12 protein-coding genes are annotated in these 14,055 nt (G+C 66.3%); 6 read left to right on the top strand and 6 right to left on the bottom strand.

Features of this window, described 5'->3' with window-relative positions:
* Window positions 1-8: 8 nt before the first annotated feature.
* From GY40_RS08030 to GY40_RS27495, 4 genes are all read right to left on the bottom strand, one after another.
* Window positions 9-944 carry an ABC transporter permease gene (locus GY40_RS08030; RefSeq protein WP_038360738.1) on the bottom strand — a complete coding sequence of 312 codons (936 nt, stop codon included), beginning with the start codon at window positions 942-944 and terminating at the stop codon, window positions 9-11.
* Window positions 945-1,188: 244 nt separating this feature from the next.
* Window positions 1,189-2,775 carry an ABC transporter substrate-binding protein gene (locus GY40_RS08025; protein WP_156115899.1) on the bottom strand — a complete coding sequence of 529 codons (1,587 nt, stop codon included), beginning with the start codon at window positions 2,773-2,775 and terminating at the stop codon, window positions 1,189-1,191.
* 115 nt (window positions 2,776-2,890) lie between these two features.
* Window positions 2,891-4,516, bottom strand: coding sequence for an amidohydrolase (locus GY40_RS08020; protein WP_038362204.1), 1,626 nt, complete (start codon window positions 4,514-4,516; stop codon window positions 2,891-2,893).
* A gap of 53 nt (window positions 4,517-4,569) precedes the next feature.
* The gene (locus tag GY40_RS27495) at window positions 4,570-4,740 is read right to left on the bottom strand and encodes a hypothetical protein (RefSeq protein WP_156115898.1); all 171 of its coding nucleotides are present in this window, start codon (window positions 4,738-4,740) and stop codon (window positions 4,570-4,572) included.
* A gap of 383 nt (window positions 4,741-5,123) precedes the next feature.
* Here GY40_RS27495 and GY40_RS08015 point away from each other — a divergent pair, with 383 nt between their 5' ends.
* Window positions 5,124-5,330: a hypothetical protein gene (locus GY40_RS08015; RefSeq protein ID WP_038360733.1), complete on the top strand. Its 207-nt coding sequence runs from the start codon at window positions 5,124-5,126 to the stop codon at window positions 5,328-5,330.
* Between the two features lie 112 nt (window positions 5,331-5,442).
* Here GY40_RS08015 and GY40_RS08010 read toward each other — a convergent pair whose 3' ends face one another.
* Window positions 5,443-6,873 (bottom strand): aminotransferase-like domain-containing protein, encoded by a 1,431-nt coding sequence (locus GY40_RS08010; RefSeq protein ID WP_038360730.1) that lies wholly within the window; start codon window positions 6,871-6,873, stop codon window positions 5,443-5,445.
* A 112-nt stretch (window positions 6,874-6,985) separates the two neighbouring features.
* Between GY40_RS08010 and GY40_RS08005 the strand changes: the two genes are divergently transcribed.
* Entirely contained in the window at window positions 6,986-7,846 is an 861-nt protein-coding gene (locus GY40_RS08005) for a DMT family transporter (protein WP_038360727.1), read from the top strand.
* A 90-nt stretch (window positions 7,847-7,936) separates the two neighbouring features.
* Window positions 7,937-9,526 carry an ABC transporter substrate-binding protein gene (locus GY40_RS08000; RefSeq protein ID WP_038360724.1) on the top strand — a complete coding sequence of 530 codons (1,590 nt, stop codon included), beginning with the start codon at window positions 7,937-7,939 and terminating at the stop codon, window positions 9,524-9,526.
* Between the two features lie 28 nt (window positions 9,527-9,554).
* Here GY40_RS08000 and GY40_RS07995 read toward each other — a convergent pair whose 3' ends face one another.
* Window positions 9,555-10,748, bottom strand: coding sequence for a hypothetical protein (locus tag GY40_RS07995; RefSeq protein ID WP_038360721.1), 1,194 nt, complete (start codon window positions 10,746-10,748; stop codon window positions 9,555-9,557).
* Between the two features lie 439 nt (window positions 10,749-11,187).
* On the opposite strand from GY40_RS07995, the gene GY40_RS07990 reads away from it, so the two are divergent.
* The 3 genes from GY40_RS07990 to GY40_RS07980 all read left to right on the top strand — a co-directional run bounded on the left by GY40_RS07990 (window position 11,188) and on the right by GY40_RS07980 (window position 14,048).
* Window positions 11,188-11,814 carry a GNAT family N-acetyltransferase gene (locus GY40_RS07990; protein ID WP_038360718.1) on the top strand — a complete coding sequence of 209 codons (627 nt, stop codon included), beginning with the start codon at window positions 11,188-11,190 and terminating at the stop codon, window positions 11,812-11,814.
* Entirely contained in the window at window positions 11,814-12,905 is a 1,092-nt protein-coding gene (locus tag GY40_RS07985; protein ID WP_038360715.1) for an LLM class flavin-dependent oxidoreductase, read from the top strand. Before GY40_RS07990 ends, GY40_RS07985 begins: the two co-directional genes overlap by 1 nt.
* A gap of 525 nt (window positions 12,906-13,430) precedes the next feature.
* The gene (locus tag GY40_RS07980) at window positions 13,431-14,048 is read left to right on the top strand and encodes a flavin reductase family protein (RefSeq protein WP_081925327.1); all 618 of its coding nucleotides are present in this window, start codon (window positions 13,431-13,433) and stop codon (window positions 14,046-14,048) included.
* Window positions 14,049-14,055 lie beyond the last annotated feature (7 nt).

Below are 14,055 nucleotides of genomic sequence, written 5' to 3'. Positions count from 1 at the left end.
CGGGCCGCCTAGCTGTATTTGATGCGTGGATCGACGACCGCGCAGAGCACGTCGACAGCGATATTCACGACGAGGAAGAACAGGACGATCGTCAGGATGCAGCCCTGCACCACCGGGATATCGCGCCAGGTGACGCTGTCGACCAGCAGCGAGCCGAGGCCCGGCCAGGCGAAGAGCTTCTCGACCACGACGGCTTGCCCCAGGACGGAGCCGAATTGCAGGCCGAGCGTGGTGAGCACGATGACGAGCGCGTTGCGCGCGACGTGCCAGCGCAGGACGCGATAGGAGCCCGCGCCCTTGGCACGGGCCGTGCGGACGAAATCGGCATGCATCACCTCCAGCACCGCGGCACGGGCCGTGCGCGCCAGCAGGGCCAGCGGCGCGACGCCGAGCGCGATCGCCGGCAGCACGATGTAGCGCGGATTGCCGTCGCCATAGCCGAAGCTCGGGAACCAGCCGAGCGTCAGCGCGAAGGCGTACATCAGCAGCAGGCCGAGCCAGAACAACGGCAACGACAACCCGGAGACGGCGAAGACCATCGAGAGCGTGTCGAGCCAGCTTCCGGGCTTGAGCGCCGCCAGGAAGCCGAGCGGCACGCCGATGAGGACGGCGAAGAGCATGGCCGCAAGCGCGAGCTGCAGGCTCGGCCAGAGCCGCTCGCCGATGACGCCGGTCACGGGCTGGCGGGTACGGAAGGAATCGCCGAGATCGAAAACCGCGAGCCCCCCGACATATTTCGCGAAGCGCAGCGGCAGCGGGTCGTTGAGCCCGAACTGCTCGTTCATGCGCGCAATGGTCTCGGCATCGACATTGCTGCGCCCGTCAGCCATCTGGCTGGTGGCGAAGTTGCCGGGAATGACGCTGAACAGCACGAAGATCAGCGCCGCGACCGCAAGCAGGATGGGGATGGCCTGCAGCAGCCGGCGGAAGACATAGGGCAACATGAGGGACTCCTGACCGCCGCAGCACGAAACCGGCCGAACCACTCCAACCGAAGCCGGTCGATGATCAAACCCGGCCAGTGTGCTGCCGACCGCGAAAACCAGATCGTCATTCCGGGCTTGACCCGGAATCCATCATCGAGCGCAGCGCCTAAGGATGGATTCCGGATCGGCGTCGCTTCGCGGCTCGTCCGGAATGACGGAGGTATTCCGCCACCCGGCCCATGGACCGGGTGGCGAGGCTCGCTTACTTCGCCGCCGGCGAGGAGGCGTCGACCCAGAGATCCTCATAGCGCTGGAGCGCGAGCTCCGTCGCATTGGGCTGGAGCCCGTGCAGCCAAGGCTGATAGGCCAGCACCGCCTTGTTGTAGTTGAAGAACCAGACCGGCGCCTCATCCTGCAGCATGGCGTTCGCCTTCTTCAGGATATCGAGCTGCTTGGCCGCGTCGGTTTCGGCGGAAGCCTCATCGATCAGCTTGTCATAGGCCGGGTTCTTGAAGGCGGTGTAGTTACAGGAGGAGCGCGGCGTCGCCGAATAGAAGCATTTGAGCTGGGTCAGCGCGTCCGGGCCCGAGGTGTTCGACCAGATATAGGCCTGGAAGTCGCCCTTCGCGACCACGCCGCCGAGCGCCGAGGTCTCGACCGGCTTGACCTTCACCTTGATGCCGACCTTGGCGAGCATCGGGATCGTCGCCTCGACGATCGGAATGCCCCAGCTCTCATTCGGCGTCGCGGTCCATTCGAACTCGAAGCCGTCGGGATAGCCGGCCTCGACGAGCAGCTTCTTGGCCTTTTCGGGATCGTAGGCGTAGGGCTTGGCGTCCTTGTCGAAGGCTGGCACCGAGAGCGGCAGCCAGCTCACGGCGCGATAGGCCTTGTCGCGGACCAGCCGCTTGATGATGAGCTCGCTGTCGATCGCGTAGTTGATCGCCTGGCGCACCCGCTTGTCGGAGAAGGGCTTGAACTCGGGGTTCATGCCCATGTTGCGGGTGAAGACCTCGGCGACCTCGAGCAGCCCCTTGGACAGGTTGGCATCGGCCTTGTAGGCGACGTATTGCGACGAGCCGAGGATCGAGACGTCGATCTCCTTGTTGCGGAAGGCGACGTCACGCGCGGCCGCCTCGCCCATCGGGACGATCACCAGCTTGTCGGCATAGGGCCGGCCGGTCTTGTAGTACTTTTCCCACTTCTCGAAGGCCATGCGCGAGCCGGGAACGTGCTCGACGAATTTGAAGGGCCCGAGCCCGATCGGCTTGTTGAAGAAGTTCGGGTCCTGCGCCTCCTTGGCAGGCAGGATCGCGGTGTTGGCGCTGTAGAACAGGAAGCCCGGATCGGTCTTGTCCGTCAGCGTCATCTCCAGGGTGAAGTCGTCGATCTTCTTCAGCCCCGAGATTTCCTTGGCCTCGCCCTTCTGAACCGCGGTCGCGCCCTTGATGCGGGCGACATAGCGGGCGCCGGGGTAGTTCTTCGAGCCGTCCATGATCCGGTTATAGGACCAGATGATGTCGTCCGCCGTCATCTTGCGGCCGTTGTGGAAGAGCGCGTCGTCACGCAGCTTGAAGGTGTAGACCAGCCCGTCCGGCGAGACCGAGACGCTCTTGGCGAGCTCCAGCGCCGGCTTGCCCGCGCTCGCATCCCAGCGATAGAGCATGCCGTGCAGGGCATAGCCGTAGATCTCGTCCTGGATCTGGTTCGAGACATGGCTGTCATTGCTGACGAAGGAGGCTCCGTAAGGCGCCGTGAAGCGGATCGTTCCGCCATGGCGCGGCTCCTGGGCCTGCGCCGCAAAGGCGGCAAGCGTCAGCGCGGTCGCGAAGGCAAATCTCTTCAACACCGAAAATCCTCCCGTTTTTGTGTTTATGCGCTCCGGCTCAAACCGAAGTCGTTGCTTCCAGATGGAACCTTAACGGCTCTGCGCCGCTTGTCTGCCCAAAAATTCAGCCGTCCCTTCACTGCCCCGCGCGCTCATAGACAATGCGGCCCTCGAGGATGGTGAGGTCGCAGCGCGTGTCGCCGAGGATGTCGCCCGGGCTCGCCGTCAGCAGGTCGCGCGAGAACACCGCGACATCGGCGAGGTAACCCGGCGCGAGGCGGCCCTTCACATTCTCCTGCTTCTGCGAGAAGGCGCCATATTCGGTATAGGCCTGCAGCGCCTCCTCGATCGAGACGCGCTGCGCAGCATCCATCACCGTGCCCTTCCAGGTCTGGCGGGTGAGCATGGTGTGGAAATTCGGGAAGGGGTTGGGATCGCAGACCGGCCCGTCGCTGCCCGTCGCCGGCTTCAGGCCGAGGTCGAACCAGGTGCGGAACGGGTAGCTCGGCAGCGCTCGCTCCGGCCCGAGCACCTTGATATAGGCGTCGCCGAAATCATGGATGAAGACCTGCTGCGGGCAGGGATAGATGCCGGCCTTGACCATGCGCTCGTGCTGGGCCGGGGTCGAGAAGCCGCAATGCTCGATGCGGTGGCGGCGGTCCGGATCGGGATGGGCCGCAAGCGCCTTCTCATAGGCGGTGATGAGCTGCTCGATCGCGGCATCGCCAATGGCGTGGCAGGCGAGCTGATAGCCCTTCACATGCGCGTCGAGCACCATGCGCTCCAGCTCGTCATCGCTCCACATCCAGACGCCGGTGGTCTTGTCCTCGCCGAGATAGGGCTCGCTCATCCAGGCGGTACGCCCGCCGGCCGAGCCATCGAGGAAGAGCTTGACGGCGCCGACCATCAGCATCTCGTCGCCGGTGCCGGAGATCAGGCCGGCGTCGTAGCATTGCGGCACGATCGAGCGGCCATCGTCGCCGAGCAGGGTCAACCAGGTCCGGACCGGCAGGCGCCCGTCGCGCTTGGCCCGATGATAGGCCGCGATCTCGCCGAAGCCGCCCTTCTGGCCGACGGCGGCATCCATGCAGCTGGTGATGCCGAGCGAGAGCAGATATTGCCCGCCGCGCTCGATCGCCGCGACCAGCTCCTCCTCGGTCGGCGCCGGGATCGCCGCCTGCACCGGGGCGCGGGCATTCTCGGCGAGCAAGCCGGTGAGACGGCCGTTTTGCTGCTCGATCAGCCCGCCCTGCGGCGTCGGCGAGTTTTCGTCGATGCCGCCGAGCCTCAGCGCCTCTGAATTGCAGATCGCGATATGGCCGCAGGTGCGCACCAGCATGACCGGGTTGTTCGGCGCGGCCCGGTCGAGCTCCTCGCGCCAGGGATGGCGTCCGGTGTCGAGCTTGGTCTGGTCGTAGCCGCGCGACAGGATCCATTCACCGGGCTTCGCCGTCGCGGCACGGGCCGCGATCGCACCGAGCAGGGCGTCCAGCGTCGGCGCGGCCTCGGGCTTGGAATTGACCCAGCCCATGGTCATGCCGAGCGAGATCAGGTGCAGATGGGAATCGTTGAGGCCCGGGGTCGCCAGCCGCCCTTTCAGGTCGATGACCTGCGTCTTCGGTCCCACCAGCGGCGCGATCTCGTCGTTGCGGCCCGCAGCCAGCACCCTGCCCTGCCAAATCGCCAGCGCCTCGACCACGCCCTCCTCGCGACCGCACCAGATCGGCCCGTTGCGCAATACAATATCGGCCTGAACAGCCATGATGTCCTCCTGTTGTCCCCCGGCCTTGCCGCCTTCGCGGCGCGCGCCGAGCATCAGATGTCGTCGAGCGGGAAGATCGGCCGGCATGCCGTGCGGGAGGGCCGCTCCTCGACATTGCGGATCGAGCGCGCGCTGGCGTCGCCTCCCGGCAGTTCGCGGGTGATGGAAGCACGGAAGGTGCTCCTCTCATACATGCCTTCGGCAATCAGCCCGCGCCGCGTCATCGGCCTTCCGCTCCCTGCTCAATTTTTTTGACAGTTTTGGCGAGTTGCCGCGTCATCGCCACTGATTTGCGCGCATGCACGCCCTTGGGCGCAGCCGCTTGTTCCCCAGCGGTGAATATGCTGAACTTGACGGAATTATCTCGGGTGCCGATCGCAATATTTGGCGGCGGACATTCCCAAACTCGCCCGCCATTTTGCTGACAACGAACCGGCCGCCGACATGCGCTGCGGCAGGAAAAGGCTTGACAGCCTCGACGCCGGAAATCCGAACGGATTTCTCCTAAACAATTGAATACAATCAGAAATTTATTTTTCGATTTTTGTGGAACCCAGCTCCCTGATTCGACGTTCCCGCCTCTGAACCTTCACGGCGGAGAGGGAGTATGGACGAAGACAGAATCAAGCGGATCGCCCGCGCGATGTGCCGGGCGGCCCGGATCGACCCCGACAAGCCTGCCGGCAACAAGGGTCCTTTCACCATGTCGATGCAGGCGCCGGGACATGAGAGCCCCCAACCGGCCTGGATGCTGTTCCGACAGGAGGCGGCGCGCTTCGCGGCACGCAACCGCGATATCGCGCAGACGCTCTGACCCAGCCATAACGGCCACTCGCAGGCATGCGGCGGTGGTCATACGAAGGCCCGGCACTCCCGACGGAGGCCGGGCCTTCTCTTTTGGACACGGCGCAGATGCGCCACGCCGTTCACGGCGCAGGCCGTGCACCAACTGCAGGGCGGTCCGACCACCCCAATGCCAGGAGCGACCGCTCCAGCGCCTCATAGACGCGGGGCTCGCGCATCTGCGCGACGTTGAAGCGCATGAAATCGCCGGCCGTCTGCGCCACGCTGAAGACGTTGCCCGGCGCCAGCACCACGCCATCCGCCAGCGCCAGGCGCGACAGCTCGGCCGAATCCACCCCTTCCGGCAGCCGGCACCAGAGATAGAATCCGCCACGCGGCATGAGCCAGGGCCGGATGCCCAGCGCCTCGAGCCGGGGCGCCACAGCGCGCCTCGCCTGCGCGAGCCGGCGCCTGACCTCCTCCATATGCTTGCGGTAGCCGCCGCCGGCCAGGACATCGGCGATCAGGCCGCCGGCCAGCGGGCTCGGACCGCCGAAGCTCGTGGCGATCTGCAGATCGACGAGCCCCTCGACCCAGTCGAGGCGGGCGGCGATATAGCCGCAGCGGACCGAGGCCGAGAGCGTCTTGGAAAAGCTGCCGATCCGGATGACCCGGTCGAGACCGTCGAGGACGGCGAGGCGTGGTGACGGATCGGGCTCGAAATCGGCGAAGATCTCGTCCTCGACGATCGCCATGTCCTGCGCGGCCGCGATGCTGAGAACGCGATAGGCAGCCTGCGGCGACAGGCTCGCGCCCGTCGGATTGTGGAGCGCCGCATTGGTGATGTAGAGGCGCGGCCGCTCGGCCGCCACGATCGCCTCGAAAGCCTGGATATCGGGGCCGGTCGGCGTGAAGGGAACGCTCAGGAGGCGCAGGCGATGCGCCCGCAGGAGCGCCCTGAAGTTGAAATAGCAGGGGTCGTCCACCAGCACGGTGTCGCCCGGCTGGAGCAGGAAGCGGCAGACGAGATCGACGGCCTGCGTCCCCGAGCCGGTCAGCAGGAGCTGCTCCGGCGAGAGCTGCAGCCCCTCCTCCGCGAGGCGCCCGAGCAGCAGCCGGCGCAGGGGCAGCGATCCGCGCGTGCTGCCATACTCGGCGAGCATCTCGTCGCCACCCCGCGCCAAACTCCGCAGGCCGCGCCGCAGCGCCTCGTTCGGCATCCAGTCCGGCGGCAGCCAGCCACAGCCCGGCTTGAGCGTATCGGGCCCGGCATCGAGCGACTGGCGCGAGACCCAGAACGGATCGACCGCCCGCGGCGTCGCCGGCTGCGCCAGGCTGAGCGGCGGCAGGCCGTGGCCGGTGAGATAGAAGCCGGAGCCGGGGCGGGCGCGGATCAGCCCTTCGGCGGCGAGCCGGTCATAGGCCTCGACCACGGTCGAAGGCGAAACCTTCATCGCCGCGGCGCAGCGGCGGATCGAGGGCAGCCGGTCGCCCGGCGCGAGTTGCCGCGCAGCAGCCCTGGCCTTGATCGCGGCCATGACCTCTTCCGTGCGCGTCTGCTGGCGATTGTCCATCCCGCTCTTTCCGTGTGGGTTTTGATACCAATACAGTTTTCGCAAATCGTATTGAATCGTTTCTGTCACGGAGCCAGCGGATTGTCTAAGCCTGCTGCGAAAGCGAGGCGGGATGAGTTTTGCAGGCAAGGGCTGGGGCAGCGGGCTCCTGGGTGTGCTGATCTTCAGCGGCTCGCTGCCTGCGACGCGCGTCGCCGTGGCCGGTTTCTCGCCGCTGTTCCTGACCTCGGCGCGCGCCGTCATCGCCGCGCTGCTCGGCGGGATGTTTCTCTCCCTGCTGCGCCAGAAGCCGCCGGCGCGCAGCGATCTGCTCCCCCTCCTCATCGTCGCGCTCGGCGTCGTCGTCGGCTTCCCGCTGCTGACGGCGCTGGCGCTGCAGCACATCACGGCGGCACGGTCGATCGTCTTCATCGGGCTTCTGCCGCTGGCCACGGCGATCTTCGGCGTGCTGCGCGGCGGCGAGCGCCCCAAGCCGGCTTTCTGGCTGTTCTCGATCCTCGGCAGCGCGACCGTCGCGGGCTTCGCGCTGATCCATAGCGATGGCGGCTCCCTGGCGGGCGATCTGCTGATGATCGCCGCGATCCTGCTCTGCGGGCTCGGCTATGCCGAGGGCGCGACGCTCTCGCGTCGTCTCGGCGGCTGGCAGGTGATCTCCTGGGCCCTGCTGTTGTCCCTCCCGGCGATGGCGCTCGTCGCGCTCCTCTATTGGCCGGCCTCATGGAACGGCATCGGCATGCCCGCCTGGCTCGGGCTCGGCTATGTCTCGGTGTTCAGCATGCTGATCGGCTTCGTGTTCTGGTATCGCGGACTGGCGCTGGGCGGCATTGCCGGCGTCGGCCAGCTCCAGCTGCTCCAGCCGTTTTTCGGGCTGCTGCTGGCCGGGCTTCTGCTGCACGAACCCGTCGCCTGGAGCATGGTCGCTGCGACCGGCATCGTCGTTCTCTCCGTGGCCGGGGCGAAGCGCTTCGCCTGAAAACCGAAGCACCGGCATGTCGCTTGCTTGGAGGCGATGCTACTCTGCCGCCCGCTAGGACGTGCAGAACCTCTCGCCCGGGAGACCGCCATGCCGACACGCCGTTCCTTCCTCGCAGGTGCCGCCGCGAGCTTGACCCTCTCTGCCCCCAATATCGGCCGAGGCGCCGACCGGAGCGTGATCAAATTCGTGCCGCAGGGCGATCTCGCCGTCGTCGACCCGATCTGGACCACCGCGACCGTCACGCGCAACCACGCCTTCCTGGTCTACGACACGCTCTTCGGGCAGGACGAAAGCTACAAGGCCCAGCCGCAGATGGCCGAGGGAGCGCTTGCCGAGGCAGACGGCAAGACATGGACCATCAAGCTGCGGGAGGGACTGAAATTCCACGACGGCAGCGCGGTTCTGGCGCGCGACTGCGTGGCCAGCCTGAACCGCTGGGGCAAGCGCGACTCCTTCGGGCAGACGCTGATGGCGCTGACCGACGAACTCGCGGCGACGGACGATCGCACCCTGCGGTTCAGGCTGAAAAGGCCCTTTCCGTTGCTGCCCGACGCCCTGGCCAAGATGACTGCCTTCGTCCCGGCGATCATGCCGGAGCGGCTGGCCGTCACGGACGCCTTCACCCAAATCACCGAGGTGGTCGGCAGCGGCCCCTTCCGCTTCGTCGCATCGGAGCGACAGTCGGGCCACCTCGCCGTCTACGAGAAATTCGCCGATTACCGGCCGCGCGGCGACGGCAGGCCCGGCCGGACGGCCGGCCCGAAGATCGTCCATGTCGACCGGGTCGAGTGGCACACGCTGGCCGACCCGGCGACGGCCGGAGCCGCGCTCCAGAGCGGCGAGATCGACTGGGTGGAACAGCCCCTGCCTGACCTCCTGCCCCTGCTCTCGGAGAATCCGCGGCTCGAGGTCGCGATCAAGGAGACCACGGGCGCGATCGCGATCATGCGGATGAACCATCTGCACCCGCCCTTCGACAATCCGGCAATCCGCCGCGCCATGCTGCTGGCGATCGACCAGAAGGAATTCATGGAAGCGGTCGGCGGCTCGGATACGAAGCTCTGGCGCACCGGCGTCGGGGTGTTTCCGCCGGACACGCCCTTCGCGAACGATGCGGGCATGGAGGTGCTGAACGGGCCGCGCGACATCGGCAAGGTCAAGCAGGCGCTGGCGGCGGCCGGCTACAACGGCGAGAAGGTCGTGCTGCTCGGCGTCTCCGATCTCGCCAACCTGAAGGCGGAATGCGAGGTCGCCGGCGAAATGCTCAAGCGCATCGGCATGAATGTCGACTACCAGGTAATGGACTGGGGCACGGTGGTGACCCGGCGCGCCAAGAAGGAACCACCGTCGCAGGGCGGCTGGAATTGCTTCTTCACCGGCTGGAACGGCATCGACATCCTCGACCCCGTCGGCCATGTCTCGCTGCGCGGCAATGGCGCTGCCGCCTGGCCGGGCTGGCCCACCGCGCCGAAGATCGAGGCGTTGCGCGACGCCTGGATCGATGCGCCGGACACCGAGACGAAGAAGCGCCTCGCCGCCGAGATCCAGTTGCAGGTCTTCGAGGACGTGCCCTATGCACCGCTCGGCCAGTATTTCCAGCCGACGGCGTTCAGCCGCAAGCTGGAAGGCGTTCTGGCAAGCTTCCCGACCTTCTGGAACGTGAGGCGAACCAGCTAGGCCAGAATCCCTGCGTCATCCCCTTGGCTCAGGGGATGACGCTCAGCATCATCATGGTCTGGAACATCATCGTGCCGATCTGGCTATGCGTGTCGCCGCGCATGGTGTGCACGTTGCGGAAAGCGGACTGCGGCAGGTAGAGCCAGCCGATGCGCTTGCCCCAAGGCGGCGGCGACTGGGTCACCATCCAGTTCACCGCGCCGGGCAAGCTCGGCGCGAGCTTGTGCGCATTTCTCATGAAGGCGCTGTCGAAATCGATCTGCTCGCGGATCAGCCCGCTCCCGCCGAGCATCTCGGCGAAGCGAGCGAGATGGTTGACGCCGGAGCTGAAGCTCGAGGTCCCGACCTGCTGGACCGAGCCGCGCGGCGTCGTCTGGCCGAGCGTGATCTGGATCGCGGCGAGAATGTCATCGAGCGTTTCGACGCCGCGATCGGCGAAGAGATTGGTGCGGGGCTGGTTCGAGCGCGAGGCGTTCGTCATGAAGGGCACGATCAGCGGCATCGTCTTCATCGCGGCCATCTGCAGCCCCTGCCCGGCGACATAACGCTTCACCGTCGGCCAGCGGCCCGTGAAAGTCGGATAGCCGGCATCGTCGCTCGCCGAGATCGTGTCGGGATGGAAATAGATGTAGGCTCGCGAGAAATCGATCGTGCCGGCCGGGATGCAGGCACCGACCCAGAAGATCGCGCCGTTCTTCTCGATCTTGAACAGGAATTCGGAGATCGTCCCCTCGGCACTGCCCTCGACCAGCGCCGCATCGCGGGCGACCGGCGCGAAAAGGAACGGCATCACGCTGCTCGGCACGATCGCGGGAATGCTGAAGGAACCCGGCACGGTCGGCAGCGTCTGCTGGAAGCGCAGGACCTTGAGGTCGATGAAACCGGGCTGGTCTGGTTTCGGCGGGGTCGGGGCCGGCGGCCCGGCGGCTGCGAGGGCATCAAGCTTGCGCAGGCTGCGACCACCCGGATCGACGACGCCATCGGCCAGGTTGAGCTCGCCGCGCTCCACCCAGAACGTCTGGAAGGCCAGGATCGCCGCGGCGAGTGTCGTGTTGCAGCGCTTGAAGGCTCCTGCCGGGGGTGGCGGCGACACGCCCTTCATGCCGGCGTTGCCAGGATCGATGCCCCAGAGCAGCCGGATTATCTTCTGCTGGTCGACGGGCGCATTGGCGACTTGCGTCACGCCGTCGCGCACGCCCACCGGCCCCGACAGGATCGTCATGGCTCCCCTCTCCAGCATCGCCGGGACAGTCACGCAAACCACCAGCACAAGTCCGGAATGGCCCACTGGCAGACCAGTCATCGGGCACCAAACCGGCTGGCGGAATCGTCATCCAATTTGATGAGGAGAGCGCCGATTTCGCGCGCCGCAGCGCCCCGGTTCTCTGAGACAGCCCAAGCCTCAGCCGCGTGGGCGCTTCGGCCTGCCGATCCCCCAACTTGAGCCGCTTCGTCGGCAAAGCCCTCCCGGAAGAGGCTTTGCTGTTCGACCGCACAGTAGGCGGACTTGCTCGCAGAAGGAGAGATCGGGAAATATATCTACAGAAAATCACTACGCCGGAGGACCATTTTCTTATTTTCATGACGATATTGATCGCCTGAAATTCCCGAATACCATCGGTCCGGTCAATTTATCTCACGAACAACATGGAGACTAGGCCATGGCCGATGCGATCGTGCGTTCATCGCCGCTCGACGTTCAGGCGGAAGCTTTGCTGGAAGGGCTCATCGCCGAATATGACGGCCGCTATGGCGCCAACAGCCGGCCAGGCGGAGCACGGTCCGAGATCCTGCGCTATCCGCCGGAGGCCTTCGCGCCGCCGCTGGGCGAGTTCCTGCTTCTGCGCCGGGACGGCGAGACCATCGCCGGGGGCGCATTCATGAGCCATGATGACGAAACCGTCGAACTGAAGCGCATCTGGACGCGAGACGATCTGCGACGGCAGGGCTTGGCGCGTCGCATCGTGCAGGCGCTGGAAGAGGCGGCTGCGGATCTCGGCTACACGAGAGCCTATCTCACGACGGGCTTTCGCCAGCCCGAAGCGACGAAACTCTATCTATCGCTGGGTTACCGACCGCTCTTCGACGTGGCGGTCGACCCGGCACTGTATCGCTCCCTGCCGTTCGAGAAGCATATCGGCGCCAAGGCAGGTACGGCCGGGCAGACGCCCGTCCATCCGCCTGCGGCATCCCTGGAAGAGGCGACAGCCCGCGTCGCTGTGGTCAAGGCCCAGCAGGAGGCGCGCATCGCGGCCCGGTTGGCGGCGCATCGGGCTGTTGCGGCGTGATGCCGAGCCAGCGCCCGCAGTTTCTCTGGTACATCCCCAACGACGTGAAGTCCGGTCATCGCGGCGATACCGTCAGCCAGGACCATAACAGCCTCGACACATTGACGGCGCACGCCAAGGCCCTCGAAGAACATGGCTGGGCCGGCGCCCTCATCGGCACAGGCTGGGGCCGGCCCGATACCTTCACGCTCGCCACGGCATTGGCGGCGCGAACCGAGCGTTTCGAGCCGCTGGTCGCGATCCGCCCGGGTTACTGGCGCCCGGCCCAGTTCGCGACCGCTGCCGCGACGCTCGACCATCTGTCGAATGGTCGCCTGCGCGTGAACATCGTGTCCGGCCTCGACGATCTCGCAGCCTATGGCGACAGCGAAGGCGATCAGGCCGGACGTTATGCCCGCACCAAGGAGTTCATGCGCCTGGTCCGTCGGCTCTGGATCGAGGACAAAGTGAGCCATGCCGGAGAGCATTTCCAGCTCGCCAACTCCACCGTGATGCCGCGGATCACGCCGCGTGAAGGCCGTCCCCATCCGCCGCTCTATTTCGGTGGCGCGTCCGCTGCAGCCGAGCATGTGGCGGCAAGCGAGGCGGATGTTCAGCTCTTTTGGGGCGAGCCGCGCGAGGCGCTGGCGGAACGCATCGAGCGTCTCAGGCGTCTGAGCCGGACCCTCGACCGAGACCTGCCGCCTCTGCAGTTCGGGCTGCGCATCACCACGCTGATCCGGGATACATCCGAGCAGGCCTGGGCCGATGCCGAGGCAAGGGTCGCGGCCATGGCCGCGGGCCAAAGCGGCTCCTGGCAGGATCATCGCCGCGCCGTCGCCGTGGGCCAGCAACGGCTCTTCGATCTGCACCTGCGCGGCGAGGTGCTCGACGACAACCTCTATACCGCGCCGGGGCGCGTCGGCGGAGGCGGGGCCGGCACGACCTGGCTCGTCGGCTCGCCAATCGAGGTGGCCCGCTCGCTGAGCCAGTACCGCGATCTCGGCATCACCCATTTCATCCTGTCCGACACGCCCTACCTCAGCGAGATCGCGCGGCAGGGCCGCCAGTTGCTCCCGCTGCTAAGCGCTTCGGGGGCTGGAGGACTTTGAGAGGTCCAGTCGAAAAAACTGCTCGTCAGCCATCGTCCTTTGGCGGATTGGCCTCCGCGAGCCGCCATCTTTGGAATGCGGTTTCATTGACGGAAACGGTTCCGAAGGGAAAGATGACAGTATTGATCGCGCTTCGGTTCGGTCATTCGCGGGATTTGCTGGAGCAGCTTGCACCGCGTCAACAATGCTAAAAGCACCACGAGACGATCGTGGGCTCCGCAACGGAGTCTGACCCATGTCTGCCATCGCTGAACGATGCGGAATATCTCGTCGATCGCGCCGATGTCTGGCGTAAGAGCGTCTCGCCGCCACCACTGATCCATCGAACACCATAGACAGATTGCAGCGCCGGCTCCCCGGCGAAGGGGGATTCATGTTCCCAGCGACGCCGATACGGGCCTGCGACAAGACCGCTGAGCCCCTCCTCTTCCCCGCCATCGCCGAGCCCGCATCTGCCCTTTCCGGCTCTGCTCGTTGGCCGACGTCGCCTGGCCCGGCCAGGGCGCAATCTTCTCGGAGTCCATTATGACGGTCGTCTCGCTTGTGCCGAAGGCCCCCGGCCCGAAGGATCTTCCGAGGGGGATCGCCCCGTCCACCGCGCCGGCGCACCCGGCCCCGGCTGATCTCCAGCTTTTCCGCCAGGCGCTTCGACAGCTCGCCGGCGGCGTCAGCGTCATCACGACGGGCCGAGGTGCCGCGCGGACCGGCCTGGTGGCAACCTCCGTCTCCTCGCTGTCGGCCGAGCCGCCGACATTGATGTTCGGACTCAACCTGGCATCGTCCAGCTTTCCCGTGCTGCGGGCGCATGGCGCCTTTGCCGTGAATCTTCTCGCCGCCGACCAAAAGCCCATCGCCGACCGGTTTGCCGGCCGCGGCGGCGAGAAGGGCCTCGCCCGCTATGCCGAGGCAAGCTGGACGGAGGGCGCATCGGGTTCTGCCCTGCTCGACGGCGCGCTCGCCAATCTCGACTGCGAGATCGAGGAGCTGATCGAGCGGCATTCCCACGCCATCGTCATCGGCCGGATCCGCGAGATCAGGATCGGGAGCGAGTCGGCGGCGCTCCTCTACTGGCGCGGTGCCTATGAGCGTCTTGGCTGGCTGCCCGACGAGGCTGCGAGCGCACTCGGCCTGCGAGCCTATTGAGGAACGA

It is taken from the genome of Allobosea sp. UNC402CLCol, from assembly GCF_000745475.1.
Lineage (GTDB): Bacteria > Pseudomonadota > Alphaproteobacteria > Rhizobiales > Beijerinckiaceae > Allobosea > Allobosea spartocytisi.
Note: the sequence above shows the minus strand (reverse complement) of the source record. Positions and strands in the feature narration are given on the sequence as shown.

What these genes read in the sequence shown, in the direction of transcription:
- GY40_RS08020 (WP_038362204.1), bottom strand. Translation starts at nt 4,516, where the DNA reads ATGGCTGTTCAGGCCGATATTGTATTGCGCAACGGGCCGATCTGGTGC.
- GY40_RS07990 (WP_038360718.1), top strand. Translation starts at nt 11,188, where the DNA reads ATGGCCGATGCGATCGTGCGTTCATCGCCGCTCGACGTTCAGGCGGAA.
- GY40_RS07980 (WP_081925327.1), top strand. Translation starts at nt 13,431, where the DNA reads ATGACGGTCGTCTCGCTTGTGCCGAAGGCCCCCGGCCCGAAGGATCTT.
- GY40_RS27495 (WP_156115898.1), bottom strand. Translation starts at nt 4,740, where the DNA reads ATGACGCGGCGCGGGCTGATTGCCGAAGGCATGTATGAGAGGAGCACC.
- GY40_RS07995 (WP_038360721.1), bottom strand. Translation starts at nt 10,748, where the DNA reads ATGACGATCCTGTCGGGGCCGGTGGGCGTGCGCGACGGCGTGACGCAA.
- GY40_RS08010 (WP_038360730.1), bottom strand. Translation starts at nt 6,873, where the DNA reads ATGGACAATCGCCAGCAGACGCGCACGGAAGAGGTCATGGCCGCGATC.
- GY40_RS07985 (WP_038360715.1), top strand. Translation starts at nt 11,814, where the DNA reads ATGCCGAGCCAGCGCCCGCAGTTTCTCTGGTACATCCCCAACGACGTG.
- GY40_RS08000 (WP_038360724.1), top strand. Translation starts at nt 7,937, where the DNA reads ATGCCGACACGCCGTTCCTTCCTCGCAGGTGCCGCCGCGAGCTTGACC.
- GY40_RS08005 (WP_038360727.1), top strand. Translation starts at nt 6,986, where the DNA reads ATGAGTTTTGCAGGCAAGGGCTGGGGCAGCGGGCTCCTGGGTGTGCTG.
- GY40_RS08030 (WP_038360738.1), bottom strand. Translation starts at nt 944, where the DNA reads ATGTTGCCCTATGTCTTCCGCCGGCTGCTGCAGGCCATCCCCATCCTG.
- GY40_RS08015 (WP_038360733.1), top strand. Translation starts at nt 5,124, where the DNA reads ATGGACGAAGACAGAATCAAGCGGATCGCCCGCGCGATGTGCCGGGCG.